This is a genomic window from Bradyrhizobium sp. USDA 3315, from assembly GCF_054056795.1.
Genome location: NZ_JBSRYP010000001.1, coordinates 1,874,927 through 1,898,439 on the forward strand (window position 1 = coordinate 1,874,927; position 23,513 = coordinate 1,898,439).

Here is a 23,513-nt window from a genome sequence, read left to right on the forward strand (position 1 = left end):
CGCAAAATGTGGCTTATTCAGCGGCCTGTTTGGCGCCCCGAACCCCCTGCGCCAGCGCCGAAACCAGGTCGGCCACCGCGCTCACGGTCTTCGGCGTCGCACGGCCCTCGGCATCGAGATTGGCACGCACCACATCGACGATCGCAGTGCCGACCACCGCGCCGTTGGCGTTCTCGGCGATCGCGCGCGCCGTCTCCGGGGTGCGGATGCCGAAGCCGACGCAGACCGGCAGCTTGGTGTGCCGCTTGATGCGGGCCACGGCCTCCGCGACCACCTTCGAATCGGCCGTCGCGGCGCCGGTGATGCCGGTGATCGAGACGTAATAGACAAAGCCCGAGGTGTTGGCGAGCACCGCCGGCAGCCGCTTGTCGTCGGTGGTCGGCGTCGCCAGCCGGATGAAGTTCAGCCCGGCCTTCATCGCGGGGATGCAGAGCTCGGTATCTTCCTCCGGCGGCAGGTCGACGATGATCAGGCCGTCGACGCCGGCGGTCTTGGCGTCGGCCAGGAAGCTGTCGACGCCGTAGATGTAGATCGGATTATAGTAGCCCATCAGCACGATCGGCGTGGCGTTGTCCTCCTTGCGGAAGTCGCGGACCATCGCCAGCGTCTTGCGCAGCGTCATGCCGCCCTTGAGCGCGCGCAGTCCGGCGGCCTGGATCGAGGGGCCATCGGCCATCGGGTCGGTGAAGGGCATGCCGATCTCGATAACGTCGGCGCCGGCCTTCGGCAGCGCTTTCAGTATGTCGAGCGAGGTCTTGGCGTCGGGATCGCCGGCCATCACGAAGGTGACGAAAGCGGAGCGGCCCTGCTGCTTCAGCTCGGCGAAACGTGCGTCGATACGGGTGGTCACTTCTTCCTCGCCTTCAAGATGTCGCCGACCTGCGGCACGTCCTTGTCGCCGCGACCCGAGAGGTTGACCACCATCAGGTGATCCTTCGGCCGCTGCGGTGCGAGCTCGGACAGTTTCGCGATGGCGTGCGCTGATTCCAGCGCGGGGATGATGCCCTCGAGCCGCGACAGCAGCTGGAATGCGGCCAGCGCCTCCTCATCGGTCGCCGAGAGATACTTCACGCGGCCGGTCTCGTGCAGCCAGGCGTGCTCCGGGCCGATGCCGGGATAATCGAGGCCCGCCGAGATCGAATGCGCTTCCTCGATCTGGCCGTCGGCGTCCATCAAAAGATAGGTGCGGTTGCCATGCAGCACGCCGGGACGGCCGCCGGCGAGCGAAGCGGCATGCAGCTGCGTCAGTCCGTGACCGGCAGCCTCGACGCCGAAAATCTCGATCAAGGGATCGTCGAGGAACGGATGGAACAGGCCCATCGCATTGGAGCCGCCGCCGATGCAGGCGATCAGCGAATCCGGCAGGCGGCCCTCGGCCTCCTGCATCTGCTTGCGTGTCTCGTGGCCGATGATCGACTGGAAGTCGCGCACCATCATCGGATAGGGGTGCGGACCCGCCACCGTGCCGATGCAATAGAAGGTGTTGTGCACGTTGGTGACCCAATCGCGCAGCGCGTCGTTCATCGCGTCCTTCAGCGTGCGCGCGCCCGACTGCACCGGGACGACCTTGGTGCCCAGCATCTCCATGCGGATCACGTTCGGCTGCTGCCGCTCGACGTCGACCGCGCCCATATAGACCACGCATTCGAGCCCGAACCGCGCGCACAGCGTCGCCGTCGCCACGCCATGCTGGCCGGCGCCGGTCTCGGCGATGATGCGCTTCTTGCCCATGCGGCGCGCGACCATGATCTGGCCGAGCACATTGTTGACCTTGTGCGAACCGGTGTGGTTGAGCTCCTCGCGCTTCAGATAGATCTTGGCGCCGCCGAGATGCTCGGTGAGCCGCTCGGCGAAATAGAGCGGCGAGGGCCGGCCGACATAATCCTTCAAATAGACATTCATCTCGGCCTGGAACGCCGGATCGGCCTTGGCGTCGGCATAGGCTTTTTCGAGATCGAGGATCAGCGGCATCAGCGTTTCCGCAACGAAGCGTCCGCCGAAAATGCCGAAATGCCCGCGCTCGTCGGGACCGCTGCGGAAGGAATTGGGCAGATTTGGATTCATCGAACCATCAGTTCTTGGGTTGCGCGCGCGGCGCGGATGAAGGCGCGGATCAATTCGGGATCCTTGACACCGGGCGTGCGCTCGACGCCCGACGAGACATCGACGCCGCCGGCGCGCGTGACGCGGACGGCTTCAGTGACGTTGTCGGCGTTGAGCCCGCCGGAGACCATGTAGGGCAGCGCAAGATCGAGATTTTCCAGCACGTGCCAATCGAAGGGCGCGCCGAGGCCACCCGGCCGCGTGGCATCCTTCGGCGCGCGGGCATCGAACAGGATGCGATCGGCGACACCGGCATAACCCGGCAGCGGCGCAAGGTCGGCCGACGCCTCGACCGGCAGCGCCTTCATCAGCGGCAGGCCGAACTTCGCCTTGATGTCGCGCAGCCGCGCCGTGGTCTCCTTGCCATGCAATTGCAGGATATCCGGCCGCAGCGTCTCGACGATGTTTTCCAGGATCGCATCGTCGGCATCGACGGTGAGGGCGACCTTGACGGCGCGGCCCTTGGCGCGGCTGCCAAGCTCGCGCGCGGTCTCGAGGCTGATGTGACGCGGCGACGGCGGAAAGAATACGAACCCCACCATATCGGCACCGCCTTCAAGCGCGACGTCGAGCGTCTCGCGCGAGGACAGGCCGCAGATTTTGACGAGCAGGGGCATGGTCTCGAAACGGGTCTCAAAACGGGTTGTCGGGCGACCGGAACCGGGGTGAACCCTGGTCCGGTGGGGCGGGTTCTACAACGTCGCGCCCTGCTTGTCTCGCTCGGCGGCCCCGTAAAAGCCGAGTTGCGCCGGGGCCGAACGGCGCTGCGCGTCGTCCCGGGAGGCGGCGGCCTTGAGGTCGGCGAGCTCGGCGCGGACATGGCGGGCGTCAGCCTCGTGCTGCCGGGCCGCGCGGCGCCAGCGCCCTTGCTTGAACCAGGTTCCGATGCCGCCCGCGATCACGCCCAGGATCGCGGAGGCGATGATGACGACGAACAACGGCAGCGTGACCGCAACCGTCGGGGTCACCGAATTGAAGGGATCAAACGACACCGTCACCCAGTGACGGTTAGCGACTGCAAAAATGATGAAGATCAGACCGAGCGGAACGACGACCACTGCCGTGAAGAACTTTCGCATGACCATCTCTCGCAGCGATGGAGCAAATGCGGGCATATCGCCCGCAACACGGCAACGCCTGACGTCGCGCCTTAAGCATCAGCCTTGGGCGCATCGACCTTGGCGGCGCCCGCCTCGGTCACGTCGCGGTTGAGGCGCTCGCGCATTTCCTTGCCGGTCTTGAAGAACGGCACGCTCTTCTGGTCGACCGGCACATGCTCGCCGGTCCGTGGATTGCGGCCGGCGCGCGCCGGGCGGTGCTTCACCGAGAATGCGCCAAAACCGCGCAACTCGACACGGTCGCCACGTGCCAGCGCTGCGACGATTTCATCGAGAATCGCATTCACAATGTTCTCGACATCCCGCTGATAGAGGTGCGGGTTGTGCTCGGCGATACGCTGAACAAGTTCGGATTTGATCATCGAAAGTGGGATCCGGGCTCTTGCGGAAACCCATTTCCGTGAAAATGCCGTGCACTGTCAAGACGCTAAATCGATTTAGGGCGTCGTGAAATCACGTGACAAATAGCCCAATTGGGGCATGCGGCGATTCCCGCAAAGCGGGAATAGCCTGACGAGCACGCCTCTGGCAGCCGATCAGTTGGTTCCAGCCGGGCTCCACAGCGCCAGCATGCCGTCAAGCCCGAACCGGTCGACCGCCTCGGCCACGCCGCCCTGCTCGATCCGCCGCGCGATCGCGCCAAGACCGAACGCATCGAGCGTCACGGACGCCGCCGTGCGCAGGAAGGTCAGGTCGCCGAACCGCGGATTAAGCTTGTAATTGCGCACCGGCAGGTCGCTTTTGACCTTCTTCTCGGCAACCAGCCAGGCGATCGCGGTCTTCTCGTCCCCCAGCTGATCGACCAGCTTGAGATCGACCGCCTGCCGGCCGGTGAAGACGCGACCGTCCGCGACCTTCTCCAGCAGGTCATCGTCCATGCCGCGCCGTTGCTTCACCAATCCACGGAACCATGCATAGGAGTCCTTGACGAGACCGTCGATCGCGGCGCGGGCCTCCGGGCTGGTCGGCTCGAAGCCGTTGGGCGCCGCCTTCAGCGGGGAAGATTTGATCTCCTCCATCTTCACGCCGACAGTCTTGAGCAATTCCGAAACGTTCGGATACTGGAACAGAACGCCGATCGAGCCGACCAGCGAGGTCTGCTGGGCGACGATATGATCGGAGGCGATCGCCGTGATGTAGCCGCCCGAGGCGGCCAATCCCTCCACCACGACGACAAGCGGCTTCTTCGCCTTCAGCTGCATCAGCGAGTCGTAAAGCTGCTCGGAGCCCGCGGTGGTGCCGCCGGGCGAATTGATGTGCACGACAACAGCCGCATAGCTCGACTTGCCGAGCCGCTCCAGCGCCTCGACGCGATCCTGGTCGCTGCGGATCAGTCCGTCGATATTGACCCGCGCGATCGTGTTCGATGTCGAAAAGGTGCCGCGTCCGCCGGCGGCGACCACGCCCACGCCGACGATGGCCACGATCGCAATGACCGCGGCGGCGACGCGCCAGAACGTCAGTTTGCGCCTGATGCGGCGGCGATCGACGATCACGTCTGAATCCAGCGACATCCGATCTCTCCAGAAATGGTCAGCGCGCAATCCGCGCGTTTTGCAGTCGCAGCGTCACTATCAGCTTAGCCAAATACATCAATTGCGACGCAATATGAAGAAAACAAGGCCCGGTATTCGGAGGCACTCGTAGCCCGGGTGCACGTGCGCTTGATCCCGGCCGCGCCCTAACCTCCCCTTGAAAAGGGGAGGTCGCTTTGCTCGCCAGAGGAAAGCGGGTGGGGATCAGCTCTCTCCATGAGCAGCATCGCCTGTGGCTGACCCCCATCCCGTCCTTCCCCCTTTCAGGGGGAAGGGGAAGACAAATCCGTAGCCCGGATGAAGCGAAGCGTAATCCGGGAGGCTTCAGCAGCACGGATAGAAAGTCCCGGATTTCGCTTCGCTTCATCCGGGCTACGGATGCCCCAAAGCAAAGGGCCCCGGCTTGCGCCGGGGCCCCGATTGTTCGCTCAAATCGCGCGAACGCTTACTTGTCGGTGCCGCGGTTCTTCAGCGCGGTGCCGAGGATGTCGCCAAGCGTCGCACCCGAATCGGAGGAGCCGTACTGCGCGATGGCTTCCTTCTCTTCGGCAACTTCCAGCGCCTTGATCGAGACCTGCACCTTGCGGGCCTTCTTGTCGAACTGGATGACGCGGGCATCGACCTTCTCGCCGACGGCGAAGCGCTCGGCGCGCTGGTCGTTGCGGTCGCGGGCCAGTTCGGATCGCTTGATGAAGGTGGTGAACTCGGTGCCCGAAATCCGGACCTCGATGCCGCTCTCCTTCACTTCGAGCACTTCGCAGGTCACGACCGCGCCCTTCTTGACGTCGCCCGGCTCGGCGAAGGGATCGCCTTCGAGCTGCTTGACGCCGAGCGAGATGCGCTCCTTCTCGACATCGACATCGAGCACCACGGCCTTGACCATGTCGCCCTTCTTGAAGTTGTCGATGACCTGCTCGCCCGGAAGCTTCCAGTCGAGGTCGGAGAGGTGGACCATGCCGTCGACATCGCCCTCGAGACCCAGGAACAGACCGAACTCGGTCTTGTTCTTGACCTCGCCCTCGACCACCGAACCGACCGGGAACTTCTCGACGAAGACTTCCCAGGGATTGCGCATGGTCTGCTTGAGACCGAGCGAGATGCGGCGCTTGACCGAATCCACTTCCAGCACCTGCACTTCGACTTCCTGCGAGGTCGAAACGATCTTGCCGGGGTGCATGTTCTTCTTGGTCCACGACATCTCGGAGACGTGGATCAGACCTTCGATGCCCGGCTCGAGCTCGACGAACGCGCCGTAGTCGGTGATGTTGGTGACGCGGCCGGTGAAGCGGGCACCCAGCGGGTACTTGCCTTCGATGCCCTGCCACGGATCATCCAAGAGCTGCTTCATGCCGAGCGAGATGCGGTGCGTCTCGTGGTTGATCTTGATGATCTTGACCTTCACCGTCTGGCCGATGGTCAGCACCTCGGTCGGGTGGTTGACGCGACGCCAGGCGATATCGGTCACGTGAAGCAGGCCGTCGATGCCGCCGAGATCAACGAACGCACCGTAATCGGTGATGTTCTTGACCACGCCGTCGATCACCTGACCCTCTTCGAGGTTCTGCACCAGCTCCTGGCGCTGCTCGGCGCGGGTCTCTTCGAGAACCGTGCGGCGCGACACCACGATGTTGCCGCGGCGGCGGTCCATCTTGAGGATCTGGAACGGCTGCGAATTGTTCATCAGCGGCGCAACGTCGCGGATCGGACGAATGTCGACCTGCGAGCGCGGCAGGAAGGCCACCGCACCGTCGAGGTCGACCGTGAAGCCGCCCTTGACCTGGTTGAAGATGACGCCGTTGACCTTTTCGTTGTTCTGGAACGCCTTCTCGAGCTTGCCCCAGCTTTCCTCGCGGCGCGCCTTGTCGCGCGACAGCACGGCTTCGCCGAGCGCATTCTCGATACGGTCGAGGAACACCTCGACCTCGTCACCGACCTTAAGATCGCTTTCACGGCCGGGGCCGGCGAATTCGCGCAGCGCAACGCGGCCTTCGGTCTTCAGGCCGACGTCGATGACGGCCATGTCCTTCTCAATTGCAACCACCTTGCCCTTGATGACCGAGCTTTCCTGCAAATTGCCGCCGGCAAAGGACTCATCAAGCATCGCCGCGAAGTCATCGCGGGTGGGAGTATAGGAAGACGCAGAATTCGAAACCATTTGTTCTCCAGATGCGGGATCTCGCCGGCCGTTCGGGTTGATGGGCGCACCGCGCGTGAAGTGTCGGGGTTCCGCAAACCCTGACGACCGCTCATTGCAGGAGGTGCAACAGCGGGCCGGCAGCAAGACTGCACGTTCGGTACGTATGATTGATCCGGAGCCTGAAACGAAAATATCGACTGCAAGACCTGGGAGCGGGCGTTCCTCCAGATGCGGCGTTGGTTTCGTTTGAGATTGGTTCAAACCCATCGCCGGCCCGCTCAGACACGGCCTCGACATCGTCGATGCTGCTCCGAACGGCGCTGATATAGCCCTGCATGCGACTTTCGGCAAGCAGGAAATGCCCAATTTTGCTGGGTTTTCGGGCCGAAAGCACCGCGGCGGCCCGCGATTCTAGCGCCTGGCGCGCGCCGCCTCGACGATGGCGATGGCGGCGCGGACGCCGGCCTCAATGTCCAGATTTGAATTGTCCAGCGTGTGGGCGTCCGGAGCCGGCCGCAGAGGCGCAATCGCCCGGTTCTTGTCCCGCTCGTCGCGCTTGAGGATGTCGGCGAGCACCGCCTCTTCGTCGGCGTCCTCGCCGCGGGCGCGCGCCTCCAGCGTGCGCCGCCGTGCCCGCACGCGGGGGTCGGCGACCACGAAGATCTTCACGTCGGCATCCGGGCAGATCACGGTGCCGATATCGCGTCCGTCCAGCACCGCACCGGGCGGATCGGCGGCGAACTGGCGCTGGAAGTTCACCAGCACCTCACGAACCTGCGGAATCGCCGACACCACGGAGGCGGCATCGCCGACCTTCTGGGTCTTCAGGATCGGATTGCCGAACTTTTCGGGGTCGAGCTCGAGCGCCGCAGCCACGGCCAGCACCTCGTTGCTGAGCTCGGCACCAGCTTGAATCATCGCATAGGCCACCGCACGGTAGATCACGCCGGTGTCGAGATGACGATAGCCGTAGTGGTGGGCGAGCCGCTTGCCGAGCGTGCCCTTGCCCGAGGCGGCAGGTCCGTCGATGGCGATGATCATGCGAAATCAGCTCCGAGCGCGCGCATCATCGGGATGAAATCCGGAAAACTGGTGGCGATGAAGGCGGTATCGTCGATTCTCACCGGCCGATCGGAGGCGCAGCCCATCACCAGCGCCGACATCGCGATGCGATGATCCATATGGGTGGCAACGAGGCCGCCGCCTGGAACATGGCCGCGGCCCTCGACGATCAGATCGTCGCCGGACACCTCGACCTTGACGCCGTTGACCCGCAGCATGTCGGCGGTTGCTTCAAGGCGGTCGGATTCCTTGACGCGCAGCTCCTGCAGGCCGCGCATGATCGTGGTGCCCTCGGCGAAGGCGGCCGCGACCGCCAGCACCAGATATTCGTCGATCATCGACGGCGCGCGCTCCGGCGGCACCTCGACGCCCTTCAGCTTCGAGGCGCGCACGCGCAGCTGCGCCATCGGCTCGCCGGCATCGCCGCGCACATCGCTCTCCTCGATCGAGGCGCCCATCTCGCGCAGCGTGGTGAACAGGCCGGTGCGCAGCGGATTGGTCATCACGTCGGAGAACACGACATCGGAACCTGCGACGATCAGCGCGGCCACGATCGGGAATGACGCGGAGGACGGATCGGCGGGCACCACGACGCTGGCGCCGTGCAGCTCGGGCTCGCCGCGCAGCGAGATTCGCCTGCCGTGGCAGCCCTCCTTCTCCGAGGAGATCTCGGCGCCGAAATGCTTCAGCATCAGCTCGGTGTGGTCGCGGCTCGCCTCCTGCTCGATCACGGTGGTGATGCCGGGGGCAGACAGCCCCGCCAGCAGCACCGCGGACTTGATCTGGGCCGAGGCGACCGGCGTCTTGTAGACGATCGGCACCGGATAGCGGGCGCCGTGCAGGGTGAGCGGCAGCCGGCCGCCCTCCCTTATGTCGCTGGTTCGGGCGCCCATCAGCTCCAGCGGGTCGAGGATGCGGCGCATCGGCCGCGAGCGCAGCGAGGCGTCGCCGTCGAAAATGGCGGCGATCGGGCAACCGGCCACCGCGCCCATCACCAGCCGGCAGCCGGTGCCGGAGTTGCCGAAATCGAGCGGCGCGGCAGGCTGGGCGAAGCCGCCGACCCCGACGCCGGACACCGACCAGGTAAACGGCGCCGTCCGCTCCACTTTGGCGCCCAGCGCGCGCATGGATTTGGCGGTATTGAGGACGTCCTCGCCCTCCAGGAGGCCGGAAATGCGGGTTTCGCCGACCGAAAGCGCCCCCAGGATCAGGGCGCGGTGGGAAATCGATTTGTCGCCGGGAACGCGGACCGTGCCGGCCAGGGGGCCGCACGCGCGCGATTCCAGCGAGGTCGGGGTGTCAGAATGGGCCAAGACTTGTGTCCTCTCGCGTCGCGGCAGGTATCACATAGGCAACACCGCGTCACGCGCCCGTCAAATGCGCGCAGACCGCTATTGACAGCGGCTCCTCAACTAGCCAAGTGAAGCTCCGTTTTTCAGGAAAATTCTGGGATTACCACGTGGCCAAGTCCGAGCTCGGAACCAAGCGCATTTGCCCGACCACGGGCAAGAAGTTCTACGACCTCAACAAGAATCCGGTGATCTCGCCCTATACCGGCGAAGTCGTGCCGATCACGCCGATCGCCCCGCCGCGGGGCCGTGGCGCCACCGTCAGTTCGCCTGCGACCGCAGCCGACATGCCGGAGCCCGCCGAGGCCGAGGAGATGGTCTCGCTCGAGGAGGCCGATGCCGAGGAGAACACCGGGAAGGTCAAGGCCCAGGTTCCCGAATCCGAGGACGATATCGAGGTCGATGAGACCATCGACGACGATGACGACGACGATTCGACCTTCATCGCCGACGAGGAAGAGGGCGATGAGGACGTGACCGACATCATTGGTGACGTCGGAGGCGACGAAGAGACTTGAGATCGGCGCCGATCTATGATCAACGGTGCTGCCGCGCGAGTCGTCCAGGCCGCGCGGGCCGGGATCGATCCCCCAGGATCATCCCAACTGGATAAGGGGCCATAGCTCAGCTGGGAGAGCGCTTGCATGGCATGCAAGAGGTCGGCGGTTCGATCCCGCCTGGCTCCACCAGCCTTCGCTCGCTTCGCGAGCTTCGGCTCGGCAAGCCCGGATAGTCCGTCGTAGCGAAGTGAGCGAAGGCTGCCGCGGCGTAGCCCGAAGGGCGGAGCCGGGCTCTCTCCGAAATCCGAATGCGTTAGCATCCACCCCATCAGCCGTGTGTTGGGGGGAACAGATGAAATACGTTTACATTCTCGAGAGCCTTGATTGCCTTCACTTCTATGTCGGGATTACCGATCTGCGGGCCAGACTGGCTAGGCACAATGCCGGGGAAGTGCCCCATACATCCAAATTTGGACCGTGGCGGCTCAAGACCTACGTCGCTTTCAGCGACGAGAAGCAGGCCGTCGCTTTTGAAAAATATCTGAAGTCCGCATCCGGCCGCGCCTTCGCCAAGAAGCGCCTCTAACCGCCCCGACCGCCCCTACTCCCCCAGCACCGCATTCAGCCGGTCGCGCAGCGCGACGATCTCGTCCTTCATCGCCATCAGTTCGCCGACGGTGCAGTCCGAGGCCGCGAGGATCGACTGCGGCACGGCCTTGGCCTTTTCGCGCAGCGCGTGGCCCCGCGGCGTCAGCGCGATCAGCACCACCCGCTCGTCCGCGGTGCTGCGGGTCCGTTTGATCAACTCCGCCGCCTCCAGCCGCTTCAAGAGCGGCGTCAGCGTGCCGGAATCCAGGAACAGGCGCTCGCCGAGGTCCTTCACCGCGACGTCGTCGCGCTCCCACAGCGCCAGCATCACGAGATACTGCGGATAGGTCAGCCCGAGCCGGTCGAGCAGCGGCTTGTAGACGCGGTTGAAGGCGTGCGCGGTCGAATAGACCGCAAAGCAGATTTGATTGTCGAGCCGCAGCGCCTGATCCGCGGCCGTCGGTTTCCTGGCCATGATTCCCATCGAATCCATCTCGTTTCCGGGTCATTCTGGGCTCACGGGACCGCGGATTCAATTGCGAACAATTAAATGTGAGACCGCATATTTTATATTGTGCGCAATCTATTTGCGTGCAATACATGCGTCATCGAATTCAAGCCCAACCCACCAAGGGAGACCACGATGTCTGTGAACGTGCTCTACAAGACCAGCGCCAAGGCAACCGGCGGCCGCGACGGCCATGCGGCGACGCTCGACGGCGCACTCGACGTCAAGCTCACGACCCCGAAGGAGCTCGGTGGCGGCGGCGGTGCCGGCAACAATCCGGAGCAGCTGTTCGCGGCCGGCTATGCCGCCTGCTTCATCGGCGCGATGAAGTTCGTGGCCTCGCAGGGCGGCCCCAAGGTTCCCGCCGACGCCTCGGTGACCTCGACGGTCGGCATCGGCCCGCGCTCGGAAGGCGGCTTTGGCCTCGCCGTCGAGCTCGCGGTGTCGCTGCCTGGCCTTGCGCGCAACGATGCCGAAGCGCTGGTCGAGAAGGCCCACCAGGTGTGCCCCTATTCCAACGCGACCCGCGGCAATGTCGACGTCAAGCTGAGCGTCGTCTAATTCCACATCACGCAATGGTCCGCCGCAACACGTGGCGGACCATTGCTCTTTCAGCGGCGCGTTCGCTTGGCGAACGCATGCGCCGCCTGCTGCATGGGCCTGCGCCGACGGAAGCATTGCTGCCCCGGCTGAAGACCGTTAGCTCTGGGACCCTCGTTATCTGATCCCAACTGAGCGAAGGTTGCTTCCATGAATACCCCAGCGGCTACGGGCGCGATGACCGGCCTGCGCGTGATCGATCTGACGCGCGTGCTCGGCGGTCCGTATTGCACCCAGATTCTCGCCGACCACGGCGCCGACGTGATCAAGGTCGAGCCGCCCGCCGGCGACGAGGTGCGAGACTGGGGTCCTCCCTTCCACGAAGAAGACGCGGCCTATTTCGTCGGCATCAACCGCAACAAGCGCTCGATCGGCCTCGACCTCGCTTCCGAGTGCGGACGCGCGGTGCTGATGAAGATGCTCGAGACCGCCGACGTGCTGATCGAGAATTTCAAGCCGGGCACGCTCGACAAATGGGGCATCGGCAACGACGTGCTGCGCGCGAAATTTCCGCGCCTCGTGCATTGCCGGATCTCCGGCTTCGGCGCCGACGGCCCGCGCGGCGGCAATCCCGGCTATGACGCGATCATCCAGGCGATGACCGGCATGATCGCGGCGACCGGCTCGCCGGAGAGCGGCCCGATGCGGATCGGCGTGCCGCTGGTCGACATCACCACCGGGCTCTACGCCACGATCGGCATCCTGATGGCGCTGTCGGAGCGGCAGCGCTCGGGGCTCGGCCAGTTCATCGAGACGACGCTGTACGAGACCGGGCTCGCGATCATGCACCCGCACACCGCGAACTACTTCATGCACGGCAAGCCGCCGTCGCTCACCGGCAACGAGCATCCCAACCTCGTGCCGTACGCGATCTTCCCGACCAAGACCGACAACATCTTCATCGGCGTCGGCAATGACGGAACCTTCCGCAAGCTCGCCAAGGAGATCGGCAAGCCCGAGCTCGGCACCGACCCGCGCTTTGCCCGCAACAAGGACCGCATCGCCAACCGCGATGCGCTCCGCGTCGAGCTGGCCGCGGTGTTCAGCCAGCACGAGGCCGAGCCGCTGTGCAACCGGCTGCTCGCCGCCGGCCTGCCGGCCGGCCCGGTGCAGAAGATCGACCAGGCGCTGACCAACCCGCACACCATTCATCGCGGCGACGTCATCGAGAAGGATTGGTACAAGGGCGTCGCCTCGCCGCTCCGCCTCGAACGCACCAAGCCGAACCTGCGCCGCACGCCGCCGAAGTTCAGCCAGCACGCCGCGGAAGTGCTCGGCGAGTTCGGCTACTCGAAGGACGAGATCAACGGCCTGGTTGAAAAGGGCGTGGTCTGCGGTCCCCAGCGCAAGCGCTAAAGGCGTTTTCGAGCCTGTCCCGCACGTGATGCGGGATGGGCACCGGTTCGCGTCAGGACAAAGCTGGAGCGTCGGCCCGTCTCGAATCGGCCGACGCATCAGCACTGCGGTGCAACGTCGCGGCCGGCGTTGCACCGCACGGATGCGGCTGCGGTCTTCGCCTTTTTTACCGCTTCCCTTCGCTTCGGCTTCCCCCCTACCATGACTTTCGTTTATACGGTCATTTGAACGTCATCCGGCGCTGATAACGCGCGCAACGAAAGACGACGTTCCAATTGGGAGGGGTTTTGATGTTCTTTCGACGACTAGGCGCTGCCGCGGCAGCCGCTGCCGCGCTTGCATTCGCGTCGCCCGCGTTCGCGGTGACCGAGATCCAGTGGTGGCACGCGATGACCGGCGCCAACAACGACGTCATCGTCAAGCTGGCCAACGACTTCAACGCCTCGCAATCCGACTACAAGGTGATCCCGACCTACAAGGGCGGCTATGCCGACACCATGAACGCCGGCATCGCCGCGTTCCGCGCCGGCAACGCGCCGCATATCATGCAGGTGTTCGAGGTCGGCACCGCAACGATGATGGCCGCCACCGGCGCCGTCAAACCGGTCTACAAGCTGATGGCCGACGCCGGCGAGAAGTTCGATCCGGGCGTCTATCTGCCCGCGATCACCGGCTACTACTCGACCTCCAAGGGCGAGATGCTGTCGTTCCCCTTCAACTCGTCGTCGACGGTGATGTGGATCAATCTCGATGCGCTGAAGAAGGCCAACATCGCGGAGATTCCGAAGACCTGGCCGCAAGTGTTCGACGACGCCAAGAAGCTGAAGGCAGCCGGCTATAACACCTGCGGCTTCTCCGGCTCGTGGGTCACCTGGGTCAATCTCGAACAGCTCTCGGCCTGGCACAATGTGCCGCTCGCCAGCAAGGCCAACGGCCTCGACGGCTTCGACACCGTGCTCGAATTCAACGGCCCGCTGCAGGTCAAGCATCTCGAGAACCTCGTCGAGCTGCAGAAGGACAAGACCTACGACTATGCCGGCCGCACCAACACCGGCGAAGGCCGCTTCACCTCGGGCGAATGCCCGATCTACCTGACCTCGTCGGCGTTCTTCGGCAACGTCAAGGCGCAGGCCAAGTTCAACTTCACCGCGGCGCCGATGCCGTATTATCCCGACGCCAAGGGCGCGCCGCAGAACTCGATCATCGGCGGCGCCTCGCTCTGGGTGATGGGCGGCAAGTCGGCCGAGGAATACAAGGGCGTGGCCAAGTTCCTGACCTTCCTCTCGGACACCGACCGCCAAATCTGGATCCACAAGGCCTCGGGCTATCTGCCGATCACCAAGGCCGCCTATGCCAAGGCCAAGGAAGAAGGCTTCTACAAGGACCAGCCCTATCTCGAGACCCCGCTGCTCGAGCTCACCAACAAGGAGCCGACCGCGAATTCCCGCGGTCTGCGCCTCGGCAACATGGTGCAGCTGCGCGACATGTGGTCGGAGGAGATCGAGCAGGCGCTGGCCGGCAAGAAGACCGCCAAGCAGGCGCTGGACGCCGCCGTCGAGCGCGGCAACCAGATGCTGCGGCAGTTTGAAAAGACCGCCGTCCGCTGACATGATGCCTTCGGGCATGAACCGGACAAGCGCGAAGCGGTTTTCCACCATGCCCAGACGACAAGCTAAGGCGCGATGACGATCCAACCTCATCTCATCGCGCTTTAGGGCGATCAACCGGCGGGCCGCATCCGCGGCCTGCCCTTCTTCCGAGCCCATGCAAAAGCAAGCGATTTTCCAATCAAAGCTGTTGCCTTACGCGCTGGTTGCCCCGCAACTCGCGATCGTCCTGATCTTTTTCTACTGGCCGGCCGTACAGGCGGTGATCCAGTCCTTCCTGCTGCAGGACGCCTTCGGTCTCTCCACCAGCTTCGTCTGGTTCGAGAACTATCTCGAGCTGTTCAAGGAGCCGGCCTATTTCGAGGCGATCGTCCGAACCTTCGTGTTCTCGTTCGCGATCGCGGTCTCATCGCTGTCCTTCGCGCTGCTGCTCGCGGTGATGGCTGACAGGCCGCTGCGCGGCTCGACGCTGTATCGCACGCTGCTGATCTGGCCCTATGCGGTGGCCCCGCCGGTGGTCGGCGTACTCTGGGTGTTCATGCTGCACCCCTCGCTCGGCGTGCTGTCGCGCTATCTGCGCGCCATGGGCATCGACTGGAATCCGCTGCTCGACGGCGACCAGGCGGCGGCCCTGATCATCCTCGCCGCGGCCTGGAAGCAGATCTCCTACAATTTCCTGTTCTTCCTCGCCGGGCTGCAGAGCATCCCGAAAAGCGTGATCGAGGCCGCCGCGATCGACGGCGCCCGGCCGATGCGGCGGTTCTGGACCGTGATCTTCCCGCTGCTGTCGCCGACCATCTTCTTCCTCTTGGTCATCAACATCGTCTACGCCTTCTTCGACACTTTCGGCATCATCGACACCATGACCCGCGGCGGTCCCGGCAAGGCGACCGAGACGCTGGTTTACAAGGTCTATACGGACGGCCTGCTCGGCGGCAATCTCGGCTCGTCGGCGGCGCAGTCGGTCATCCTGATGGTCATCGTCGTCATGCTGACGGCGATCCAGTTCCGCTTCGTCGAACGCAAGGTGACCTACTGATGGTCGAGGAGGAAGGCTTCCAGCGCTATCTGGCTCACGCCATCCTGTGGATCGGGATCGCGATCGTCGCCTTCCCGGTCTATCTCGCGCTGGTCGCCTCGACCCAGGACAACGCCGTGATCGCCAACGGCCAGATGTCGCTGCTGCCCGGCGGCCATTTCCTCCAGACCTACTACCAGACGCTGTTTGTCGGCACGAGCGGCTCGACCCGCGAGCCGGTGCTCCACATGATGCTGAACTCGCTGATCATGGCGCTCTTGATCGCGGTCGGCAAAATCGCGATCTCGATCATCTCGGCCTACGCGATCGTGTATTTCCGGTTTCCGTTCCGGATGGCGATCTTCTGGATCATCTTCATCACCTTGATGCTGCCGGTCGAGGTGCGCATCTATCCGACCTACAAGATCGTCGCCGATCTGCATCTGCTCGACAGCTATGCCGGCCTGTCGCTTCCGCTGATTGCGTCGGCGACCGCGACGCTGCTGTTCCGCCAGTTCTTCATGACCGTGCCGGATGAATTGCTGGAGGCTTCCCGCATCGACGGCGCAGGCCCGTTCCGCTTCTTCTGGGATACGCTGCTGCCGCTGTCGCGCACCAACATGGCCGCGCTGTTCGTGATCCTCTTCATCCTCGGCTGGAATCAGTACCTCTGGCCGCTTCTGATCACGACGCGCGACGACATGCAGACCATCCAGGTCGGCATCCGCAAGATGATCACGACGACGGACGCGCTGACCGAATGGCCGATCGTGATGGCGACCGCGTTGCTCGCGATGCTGCCGCCGGTGTTCGTCGTCGTCGTGATGCAGAAACTGTTCGTGCGCGGATTGGTGGAGACGGAAAAGTAATGGCCAACGTCACGCTGCGCAGCGTCCGCAAGACCTATCCCGGCGGCTTCGAGGCCATCAAGGGCGTCGATGTCGACGTCGGCGACGGCCAGTTCTGCGTGCTGGTCGGCCCATCCGGCTGCGGCAAGTCCACGCTGCTCCGCATGGTCGCGGGGCTCGAGACCATCACCGGCGGCGAGATCGACATCGGCGGCCGCGTCGTCAACCAGGTCGAGCCCGCCGATCGCGACATCGCGATGGTGTTCCAGAACTACGCGCTCTATCCGCATATGAGCGTCTACAACAACATGGCCTACGGCCTGCGCAACCGCGGCATGGCCGAGGCCGAGATCAAGACCCGCGTCGAGGAAGCCGCGCGCGTGCTCGAGCTGTCGCCGATGCTGGAGCGCAAGCCGCGCCAGCTTTCCGGCGGCCAGCGCCAGCGCGTCGCGATGGGCCGCGCCATCGTGCGCCAGCCGAAAGTGTTCCTGTTCGACGAGCCGCTGTCGAACCTCGACGCCAAGCTGCGCATCGCGATGCGGGTCGAGATCCGCAAGCTGCAGCGCCGGCTCAACACCACATCGATCTACGTCACCCACGACCAGCTCGAGGCGATGACGCTCGCCGACATCCTCGTCGTCATGAACGGCGGCCAGGTCGAGCAGATCGGTAATCCGCTGGACATCTACCAGAAGCCGGCGACCACCTTCGTCGCCTCCTTCATCGGCGCGCCGCCGATGAACCTGATGCCGCTGCGTGCGGACGAGCTGAAGTCCCAGATCACGGGCGCAGACGGCGCCGGCATTGTCGGGATCCGGCCGGAGGATTTCGTGATCTCGAGCGAGACCGGATCCGGCGGCATCGCGCTTGGCCTTACGGTCGAGGCGATCGAGCATGTCGGCGCCGAGACCTTCGTCTATGGCAGCCGCCAGCGCGAGGAGCAGGGCGTTGCCGCCAATCCGGGCGAGCTGCCGCCGGGCGAGGTGATTGTCCGGGTTCCCGGCGTCTCGGGTCCCGCCATCGGCGAGCGGATCCGGGCCGTCACCCCCCGCGACAAGCTGCATCTTTTTACCGCCGACGGCCGGAAGCGCGTCGGGGAGTAACCGATCGGGAAGAATTTACCCCCATGTTGCGGGCGTTTAGGCTGGTTTCGGGGCTGCTTGAACGCTATCCAGATCGCCCCCATATCCCTCACTGACCGGAGGCCAGACGGCCCGCCGGTTGCATGGGGCGCCGCAAGGGCCCCTCAAAGTCGCTTCGAGAGGACTTTGTAATGTCTCGTGTTCCATCGTTGTCCAGTCCGTTCCTTCTGGGATTCGACGAGATTGAGCGTGCGCTCGACCGCGTCGTGAAGGGCGCCGACGGCTATCCTCCGTATAACATCGAGCGGTGCGACCGTACCAACGGACAGCCTGAACGGCTGCGCATCACGTTGGCGGTGGCGGGCTTCACCCGCGACCAACTCGATGTAACTATTGAGGAAAATCAGCTCGTCATCCGCGGCCGCCAGCAGGACGACAAGGCTCGGCAATACATCCATCGCGGCATCGCCGCGCGCCACTTCCAGCGCACCTTCGTGCTGGCGGAGGGGATGCAGGTGCTGGGCGCGGATCTGAAGAACGGGTTGTTGTCGATTGATCTGGCCAGGCCGGAACCTGAACGGGTCATTAAGACAATCGCTATCAATGAGCACGAATAATAGAAACAACGAGCGGACTCGACCGCTTATCTGACTGAGGAGTCGAGACCATGAGTGAACTGAGTACCACCACCATCGAATCCGAGAGCGTCACGCCGGAAGCGCTGGCCCATCTGGGCGAAGGTCATATCGCCTACGTGAAGCAGGTCCGCTCCGAGGACGTGCCGGATCTCTTTCCGCAAGCGCCGAAGATCGCGCCGGGCCTTAAACTGTTCGCACTGCACGCCGCCGACGGCACGCCGATCATGCTGACCGACAGCCGCGAAGCCGCGGTCGCGAATGCGTGGAGCAACGAGCTGCAGGCCGTCAGCGTCCACTAACGCAAGGTTGAACTAGCATCCGTGAATTCAATGCGCGGGCATGCCTCGACACCGAGGCGGCCCGCGCATTTTTTATGGCGATGTGGTCGACGTGGCGAGCAGCGGGCCCATGCTGAGCTGCACCTCGCCCGGCACGTTGTAGTCGCGCATCAGCATGCGGTTGTTGCGCAGCCCGCACGCCTCCCGCTGCACCACGAACATCCAGAGCGCATGGCCGGCCTCCCGCACCAGGAGGCGCCGTGCCTGCTGTGTGGACGCAGGCGCTTCATCGCGCGGATGGGCGGCATCGAACTCGCGCAATTTGGCGAGCGCCTGTTCCAGCGCGCGACCCATGCGCCCGAGCGCACTCGCCCTCTCTTCGGCGAGCTCGTAAGCGAGAACGTCGACGGGAACGCGATCAAGGCGAAAATCGCGGGACATCAGTCATCCCTGGTTCGCACGCGCAATGTTGCGCGCGTCCGTCTTCCGGCGTCATCGGCTGGTTGTCAATACATGTTCAGGACAAGGCACTTTCGCGCGAAGCGGATCAGAACCGCGGCTCGAGCCGCTTGCGGATGTCCGGCTTCAGCACCTTGCCGACCTTGGAACGCGGAAGATCGTCCCAGACCTCGATCTGCTTCGGCGTCTTGATGCTGCCGATCTGCTGCTTGACGAAGGCGGCCAGCGCGGACGCATCGACGGTGTGACCGGCGCGCGGCTGCACCACGGCGACGATCCGCTCGCCCCATTTGTCGTCGGGCAATCCGATGACGGCGCAATCCTGCACCGCCTCGTGGGTGCGCAACGCGTTCTCGACCTCGATCGAATACACGTTGAAGCCGCCGGTGATGATCATGTCCTTGGCGCGATCGACGATATAGAGATAGCCGTCGCCGTCGATGTAGCCGATATCGCCGGTGTGGTGCCAGCCATGCGCCGAAGCCTCGCGCGTGGCCTCAGGGTTCCTGTAGTAGCCTTCCATGACAAGCGAACCGCGCACCACGATCTCGCCGCGCGATCCCGCCGGCAACAGCTTGCCGTCGCCATCCATGATGCCGGCCTGCACCAGCGGGCCGATCCGCCCGGCCGACGAGAGTCGCTCCATCGCGATGGTGCCGTCCGGATTGTAGTGATCGGCGGGCGGCATCATCGAGATCATCATCGGCGCCTCGGTCTGGCCGAACAGCTGCGCCATCGGACCGATCCGCCGCAGGGCTTCGGCGAGCCGCGTCGCCGAGATCGGTGCCGCGCCGTACCAGAAACATTGCAGCGAGCTGCGATCGGCCGCATCGAGCCCGGGATGATCGAGCAGCATGTAGATCACGGTCGGCGGCAGGAAGGTGTGGGTGACGCGGTAGCGCTCGATCAGCGCCAGGAACTCGCCGATGTCAGGGTGGTGCATGATCACGACGCGGCCGCCCAGCGTCATGATCGGGAAACAGAGCACGCCGGCGGCATGCGTCAGCGGCGCCAGCGCGAGATAAATCGGACGGCCCTTGAACGGATAGCCCATCAGGGTCAGCGCGGTCATCGCCTCGATGTTGCGTCCCGACAGCATCACGCCCTTCGGCTTGCCGGTGGTGCCGCCGGTGCCCGGGATCATCGCGAGATCGTCGATCGTGGCGCGCTGATGGACATCGTCGGCGAGCCCGTCGAGCCAGCGGTCGAACGACGGCGCGAACGGCAGCTCGGCGTCGAGACAGACCAGCGCGCGCAGCTTGGGCAGGTCCTGCCGGACAACTTCGACCATCGGCGCAAAGCTCGAATGAAACAGCAGCAGGCTGCAATCGAACTGATCGAGGATGAACTTGTTCTCAGGCGCCTCGTTGCGCGGATTGATCGGACACCACACGGCAGCCGCGCGCGAGATGCCGAACACGCAGGCGAAGGCGAGCGGATCGTTGCCGGACAGGATCGCGACCTTCTCGCCGGGAGCGATGCCCGACCGGTCGAGCCCGCGCGCGATGCGATAGCTCAGCCGCTGCACCTCGCCATAGCTGAGATCGCGGCCGTCCATCGTGAGGCATGGCGCGTCAGCGCCGAGCGAGGCACCCTTATCGAGATAATCGATGAAGCGCATGGCCGGTCTCGCGCAAGAGGCGGGTGACGCGCTACTGCGTCACCCGCGGAAGGTGCGTTTTCGAGCAAAACGAAAACGCTTCAGGGAAGGGAGTGTCGAGCCCCGATCCGATCGGGACTCAAGCTCAATCATGCACGGTCAGGACCGGCTTGCCGACCAGGCCGAAACTGCGCAACTGCCCGAGCAGCTCGCGATGGCCGAACGCCTGACAGCCGGAGGCGAAGCCTACGCGCTTGGGCGGCTGCTGCAGCAGATGCGCGGCAGCATAGGCCTGCAACATGCCGGTCTGCTTGTAGTTGCTGTTGCCGTAGATGACGCAGTGCGCGCGCCCCAGCGGGCCGGAGGCATACACCGAATCCAGCGACTTGTTGACGCGTGGGTTCTCGCGCGGCGGCATGGTGTTCATCACGCCAGCAGCGGTCTGCGCCAGCGCGGCGTAGCGGTCGTCGGGCTTCATGTCCTTGGTCGCCTCCAGCGCGGCGGCGACGATCTGCGGCACGCCCAGCATCAGCGCGCGATTGAACACGCCGCCCAGCACCTTGACGTTGGCCACGCGCGGATCTTGCTTGAACCACACCGGGTGCGAGGTGCCGCCCCACGGCAGCGCCAGCGCCAGCTCGTGCTGGCCGGGGATGGCGAGGTTGTAGAGGCCGGCATCGGGCTGATGCTCGACGTACTTGTTCTGCTCCAGATAGTAGGCCTTGGCCATCGCGGCGTTGACCAGGATGGTCTGCGTCGAGGCGATGGTCGGGCTGCCGCCCCAGAACACGGCGATATCGAGCGTGTCGAGGCCGGGCGTTTCCAGGCACAGCTGCGCGGCGATCTCGCCGGTGGTGTACATCTGCGCGATGCCCGGCGCCAGCAGCAGGCCGGCATTGGCGAACCTCGTGCCAAACTCATGTTCGAGCGTGATCAGCCAGTCCTGCTCGCCGGTCGTATCCGTATAGTGGCACTTGGCAGCCAGGCAGGCCTGTACCACCTCGCCGCCGAACTTGGCGAAGGGGCCCACGGTGTTGAGCACCACGGAGGCGCCCTTGAACAATTCGGTCAGCGCGGCCACGGTGTGCGGCACCGACACCACCTCGTAGTCGGCGGTCTCGATGCCGGCCACGTTCGACTTCATCGCGGCGTTGAGCTTCTCGGCGCTGCGGCCGGCGGCGATGAAGGGGATGTTGTACTCGCGCAGATATTCGCAGACCAGCCGGCCGGTGTAGCCGGAAGCGCCATAGACGATGACGGGCTTCTTCTCGCTCATTGCGATCCTCCGAAATGCTTGTTGTCGGCTTTGTTGCTACATGCCCATGCCGCCATCGACCGGCAGGCCGATGCCGGTGATGAATCGCGCATCGTTCGAGCACAGGAACACGGCGGCGTCGGCGATGTCGGAGACCTCCGCGAGCTTGCCGAGCGGCGTCTGCTCCACCACCGAACCGACGGCGGCGTTGACGTCGGGCGCGAGACCGATCTTCACGATGTCGTTGGCGAGCTGCAGGCCCATGTCAGTCGGGATCAGGCCTGGATAGATGCAGTTGACGCGCACGCCATAGCCGAGCTTGCCGGCTTCCATCGCGCCGACCCGCGTCATGCGGTCGATCGCGGATTTGGTGCCGGAATAGACCGCGATGCTCGGGAAGGCGATCGTCGCCGCGACCGAAGCGATATTGACGACCGCGCCGCCGTTGCCCGCGTCGCCGCCCGGCCGCATCGCGCGGAAGGCGTGCTTCATGCCGAGCACGGTGCCGACGATGTTGACGTCGCACATGCGGCGCGCGTCCTCGGCCTTGATGTCGGCGACCAGCGAGGTGATCTCGATGCCGGCATTGTTGATCAGGATGTCGAAGCCGCCGAGAGTTTCGACCGTCGCTGCGGCGGCCCGCTCCCATTGCCCATCGTCGGTGACGTCGAGCTTGACGAAGCCGGTCTTGACCCCGGCCTTGGCGATCTCGGCGGCGCTGGCCTTGCCGGCGTCATCCAGAATGTCACCGATCATCACCGCGGCGCCGGACCGCGCCAATGCCTGCGCGATCGCCGCGCCAATCCCCCGGGCGCCGCCGGTGACCAGGGCTTTCCTGCCTTCAAGGCTCTTCCCACTCATGACGTAGTCCTCCCTTTGCTTGCCGATTGATGGTGGTGCTGACAGAGGCAGCGCGGGCCGGGGCCTGCGCATTTGGAGCGCAATGGTGATCGCGGCCGGCGTCGGCAGGGCGCAGCGTTGGCGCGCCTCGGCGGTGCATTTCCTCCTGGTTCGTCGATTGGTCAGCCGTCTTGACGGTTGTCCAAATTATTTCGCCAACCCTCGTCCAGGAACTTGACACTTGTCAAGTCTGAATTTGACAACTGTCAAAGAGGATGATTGTGAAGAGATGGAGCGCGCCGCGGTCGCCGCGGTATAGTTGCTCGAGGGAAGAAGCAGAGGGAAGGCACGGAATGGCGCGGCAAGCGACAGGAGCGGCCCAACGGGTGGCTGTAGCGGCCGAGGCGCTGCGCGACGAGAAGTTCAACGCGCGGCGCGTCGAGCTCGCGGAGGCCGCGCTGGAGACGCTTGGCGAGCTCGGCTTCGCGCGCACCAGCCTGCGCGAGATCGCGCAAAACTCCGCATTCACGCACGGCGTGTTTCACTACTACTTCAGCGACAAGCTCGATTTGATCTGCTGCTGCGTCCGCCACTACAAGGCGAAATGCGTGACGCGCTATGACGAGGTGGTGACGACAGCACGCAGCCGCGACGAATTGACCGAAGGTTTTCTCGCCAAGCTCGCGGCCACGCTCGAAAACGAAGCGCGCATGCATCGGCTCTGGTACGATCTGCGCTCGCAGGCGATGTTCGAGCCGGCGTTCCGCAAGGACGTGCTCGAGATCGACAAGAGTCTGGAAGCGATGATCTGGCGCATCGCCACGCGCTACGCCGAGCTCGGCAACAAGCGGCCGGCATCGTCACCGGCGGCGCTGTACGCGCTGTTCGACGGCCTGTTCCAGAGCGCGCTGCTCCGGCATCTCGCCAATGACGAGAAGGCTATCCCCGATCTGCTCGACGAAGTCCGCCGTCTGCTGCCGACGATCTGCTGAGAGACTTGCGAACGCTCCGTAGCCCGGATGGAGCGCAGCG

At 64.5% G+C, this 23,513-nt stretch carries 25 protein-coding genes and 1 tRNA gene; 12 read left to right on the forward strand and 14 right to left on the reverse strand.

The window, feature by feature from the left end; genetic code table 11:
• Nucleotides 1-13: 13 nt before the first annotated feature.
• From trpA to aroA, 9 genes are all read right to left on the reverse strand, one after another.
• Complete coding sequence (gene trpA / locus ACVIYL_RS08605) at nucleotides 14-850, reverse strand: tryptophan synthase subunit alpha (protein WP_253605802.1); 837 nt, start codon at nucleotides 848-850, stop codon at nucleotides 14-16.
• Complete coding sequence (gene trpB / locus ACVIYL_RS08610; RefSeq protein ID WP_456778272.1) at nucleotides 847-2,064, reverse strand: tryptophan synthase subunit beta; 1,218 nt, start codon at nucleotides 2,062-2,064, stop codon at nucleotides 847-849. Before trpB ends, trpA begins: the two co-directional genes overlap by 4 nt.
• Nucleotides 2,061-2,720 (reverse strand): phosphoribosylanthranilate isomerase, encoded by a 660-nt coding sequence (locus tag ACVIYL_RS08615; RefSeq protein ID WP_456778273.1) that lies wholly within the window; start codon nucleotides 2,718-2,720, stop codon nucleotides 2,061-2,063. Before ACVIYL_RS08615 ends, trpB begins: the two co-directional genes overlap by 4 nt.
• Before the next feature lie 75 nt (nucleotides 2,721-2,795).
• Nucleotides 2,796-3,182: a LapA family protein gene (locus ACVIYL_RS08620; RefSeq protein WP_456778274.1), complete on the reverse strand. Its 387-nt coding sequence runs from the start codon at nucleotides 3,180-3,182 to the stop codon at nucleotides 2,796-2,798.
• 71 nt (nucleotides 3,183-3,253) lie between these two features.
• Nucleotides 3,254-3,583 (reverse strand): integration host factor subunit beta, encoded by a 330-nt coding sequence (locus ACVIYL_RS08625; protein ID WP_016847379.1) that lies wholly within the window; start codon nucleotides 3,581-3,583, stop codon nucleotides 3,254-3,256.
• Nucleotides 3,584-3,757: 174 nt separating this feature from the next.
• Nucleotides 3,758-4,735: a signal peptide peptidase SppA gene (sppA, locus tag ACVIYL_RS08630; protein ID WP_456778275.1), complete on the reverse strand. Its 978-nt coding sequence runs from the start codon at nucleotides 4,733-4,735 to the stop codon at nucleotides 3,758-3,760.
• A gap of 466 nt (nucleotides 4,736-5,201) precedes the next feature.
• Nucleotides 5,202-6,911, reverse strand: a complete 1,710-nt coding sequence (rpsA, locus tag ACVIYL_RS08635; RefSeq protein WP_028337539.1) for a 30S ribosomal protein S1 — start codon at nucleotides 6,909-6,911, stop codon at nucleotides 5,202-5,204.
• A gap of 393 nt (nucleotides 6,912-7,304) precedes the next feature.
• Nucleotides 7,305-7,934: a (d)CMP kinase gene (cmk, locus tag ACVIYL_RS08640; protein ID WP_057020410.1), complete on the reverse strand. Its 630-nt coding sequence runs from the start codon at nucleotides 7,932-7,934 to the stop codon at nucleotides 7,305-7,307.
• On the reverse strand, nucleotides 7,931-9,268 hold the full coding sequence (gene aroA / locus ACVIYL_RS08645; RefSeq protein WP_456778276.1) for a 3-phosphoshikimate 1-carboxyvinyltransferase: 1,338 nt from the start codon (nucleotides 9,266-9,268) through the stop codon (nucleotides 7,931-7,933). Before aroA ends, cmk begins: the two co-directional genes overlap by 4 nt.
• 146 nt (nucleotides 9,269-9,414) lie before the next feature.
• Here aroA and ACVIYL_RS08650 point away from each other — a divergent pair, with 146 nt between their 5' ends.
• The 3 genes from ACVIYL_RS08650 to ACVIYL_RS08660 all read left to right on the forward strand — a co-directional run bounded on the left by ACVIYL_RS08650 (nucleotide 9,415) and on the right by ACVIYL_RS08660 (nucleotide 10,390).
• A complete protein-coding gene (locus ACVIYL_RS08650; RefSeq protein ID WP_456778277.1) occupies nucleotides 9,415-9,822 on the forward strand; it encodes a TIGR02300 family protein in 408 nt (135 codons plus the stop codon).
• A 95-nt stretch (nucleotides 9,823-9,917) separates the two neighbouring features.
• Nucleotides 9,918-9,993 (forward strand) — tRNA-Ala (locus ACVIYL_RS08655).
• A gap of 163 nt (nucleotides 9,994-10,156) precedes the next feature.
• Nucleotides 10,157-10,390: a GIY-YIG nuclease family protein gene (locus tag ACVIYL_RS08660; protein ID WP_456778278.1), complete on the forward strand. Its 234-nt coding sequence runs from the start codon at nucleotides 10,157-10,159 to the stop codon at nucleotides 10,388-10,390.
• A gap of 15 nt (nucleotides 10,391-10,405) precedes the next feature.
• Here ACVIYL_RS08660 and ACVIYL_RS08665 read toward each other — a convergent pair whose 3' ends face one another.
• Complete coding sequence (locus tag ACVIYL_RS08665; protein WP_456778279.1) at nucleotides 10,406-10,867, reverse strand: MarR family winged helix-turn-helix transcriptional regulator; 462 nt, start codon at nucleotides 10,865-10,867, stop codon at nucleotides 10,406-10,408.
• 168 nt (nucleotides 10,868-11,035) lie between these two features.
• Here ACVIYL_RS08665 and ACVIYL_RS08670 point away from each other — a divergent pair, with 168 nt between their 5' ends.
• The 8 genes from ACVIYL_RS08670 (at nucleotide 11,036) to ACVIYL_RS08705 (ending at nucleotide 18,348) form a co-directional block, all read left to right on the forward strand.
• Nucleotides 11,036-11,461 (forward strand): organic hydroperoxide resistance protein, encoded by a 426-nt coding sequence (locus ACVIYL_RS08670; RefSeq protein WP_026192038.1) that lies wholly within the window; start codon nucleotides 11,036-11,038, stop codon nucleotides 11,459-11,461.
• Nucleotides 11,462-11,650: 189 nt separating this feature from the next.
• Nucleotides 11,651-12,856: a CaiB/BaiF CoA transferase family protein gene (locus ACVIYL_RS08675; protein ID WP_456778280.1), complete on the forward strand. Its 1,206-nt coding sequence runs from the start codon at nucleotides 11,651-11,653 to the stop codon at nucleotides 12,854-12,856.
• Nucleotides 12,857-13,146: 290 nt separating this feature from the next.
• The gene (gene ugpB / locus ACVIYL_RS08680) at nucleotides 13,147-14,463 is read left to right on the forward strand and encodes a sn-glycerol-3-phosphate ABC transporter substrate-binding protein UgpB (protein ID WP_253605799.1); all 1,317 of its coding nucleotides are present in this window, start codon (nucleotides 13,147-13,149) and stop codon (nucleotides 14,461-14,463) included.
• Between the two features lie 157 nt (nucleotides 14,464-14,620).
• On the forward strand, nucleotides 14,621-15,502 hold the full coding sequence (ugpA, locus tag ACVIYL_RS08685; protein ID WP_310880908.1) for a sn-glycerol-3-phosphate ABC transporter permease UgpA: 882 nt from the start codon (nucleotides 14,621-14,623) through the stop codon (nucleotides 15,500-15,502).
• Nucleotides 15,502-16,350, forward strand: coding sequence for a sn-glycerol-3-phosphate ABC transporter permease UgpE (ugpE, locus tag ACVIYL_RS08690; protein ID WP_456778281.1), 849 nt, complete (start codon nucleotides 15,502-15,504; stop codon nucleotides 16,348-16,350). Before ugpA ends, ugpE begins: the two co-directional genes overlap by 1 nt.
• Complete coding sequence (locus ACVIYL_RS08695) at nucleotides 16,350-17,432, forward strand: sn-glycerol-3-phosphate import ATP-binding protein UgpC (RefSeq protein WP_456778282.1); 1,083 nt, start codon at nucleotides 16,350-16,352, stop codon at nucleotides 17,430-17,432. The genes ugpE and ACVIYL_RS08695 overlap by 1 nt, the downstream gene beginning before the upstream one ends.
• 170 nt (nucleotides 17,433-17,602) lie before the next feature.
• The gene (locus ACVIYL_RS08700; RefSeq protein ID WP_021082592.1) at nucleotides 17,603-18,028 is read left to right on the forward strand and encodes an Hsp20 family protein; all 426 of its coding nucleotides are present in this window, start codon (nucleotides 17,603-17,605) and stop codon (nucleotides 18,026-18,028) included.
• 50 nt (nucleotides 18,029-18,078) lie between these two features.
• Complete coding sequence (locus ACVIYL_RS08705) at nucleotides 18,079-18,348, forward strand: BQ00720 family protein (RefSeq protein ID WP_016843536.1); 270 nt, start codon at nucleotides 18,079-18,081, stop codon at nucleotides 18,346-18,348.
• 72 nt (nucleotides 18,349-18,420) lie between these two features.
• On the opposite strand, the gene ACVIYL_RS08710 is transcribed toward ACVIYL_RS08705, so the two are convergent.
• The 4 genes from ACVIYL_RS08710 to ACVIYL_RS08725 form a co-directional block, all read right to left on the reverse strand.
• Nucleotides 18,421-18,768, reverse strand: a complete 348-nt coding sequence (locus ACVIYL_RS08710; protein WP_456778283.1) for a DUF6665 family protein — start codon at nucleotides 18,766-18,768, stop codon at nucleotides 18,421-18,423.
• A gap of 106 nt (nucleotides 18,769-18,874) precedes the next feature.
• Nucleotides 18,875-20,407, reverse strand: coding sequence for an AMP-binding protein (locus tag ACVIYL_RS08715; protein ID WP_310880910.1), 1,533 nt, complete (start codon nucleotides 20,405-20,407; stop codon nucleotides 18,875-18,877).
• A 124-nt stretch (nucleotides 20,408-20,531) separates the two neighbouring features.
• On the reverse strand, nucleotides 20,532-21,662 hold the full coding sequence (locus tag ACVIYL_RS08720) for a DUF5938 domain-containing protein (RefSeq protein WP_456778284.1): 1,131 nt from the start codon (nucleotides 21,660-21,662) through the stop codon (nucleotides 20,532-20,534).
• A 36-nt stretch (nucleotides 21,663-21,698) separates the two neighbouring features.
• Complete coding sequence (locus tag ACVIYL_RS08725) at nucleotides 21,699-22,502, reverse strand: SDR family NAD(P)-dependent oxidoreductase (RefSeq protein WP_456778285.1); 804 nt, start codon at nucleotides 22,500-22,502, stop codon at nucleotides 21,699-21,701.
• Between the two features lie 365 nt (nucleotides 22,503-22,867).
• On the opposite strand from ACVIYL_RS08725, the gene ACVIYL_RS08730 reads away from it, so the two are divergent.
• Nucleotides 22,868-23,473, forward strand: coding sequence for a TetR/AcrR family transcriptional regulator (locus tag ACVIYL_RS08730; RefSeq protein WP_026192040.1), 606 nt, complete (start codon nucleotides 22,868-22,870; stop codon nucleotides 23,471-23,473).
• Nucleotides 23,474-23,513 lie beyond the last annotated feature (40 nt).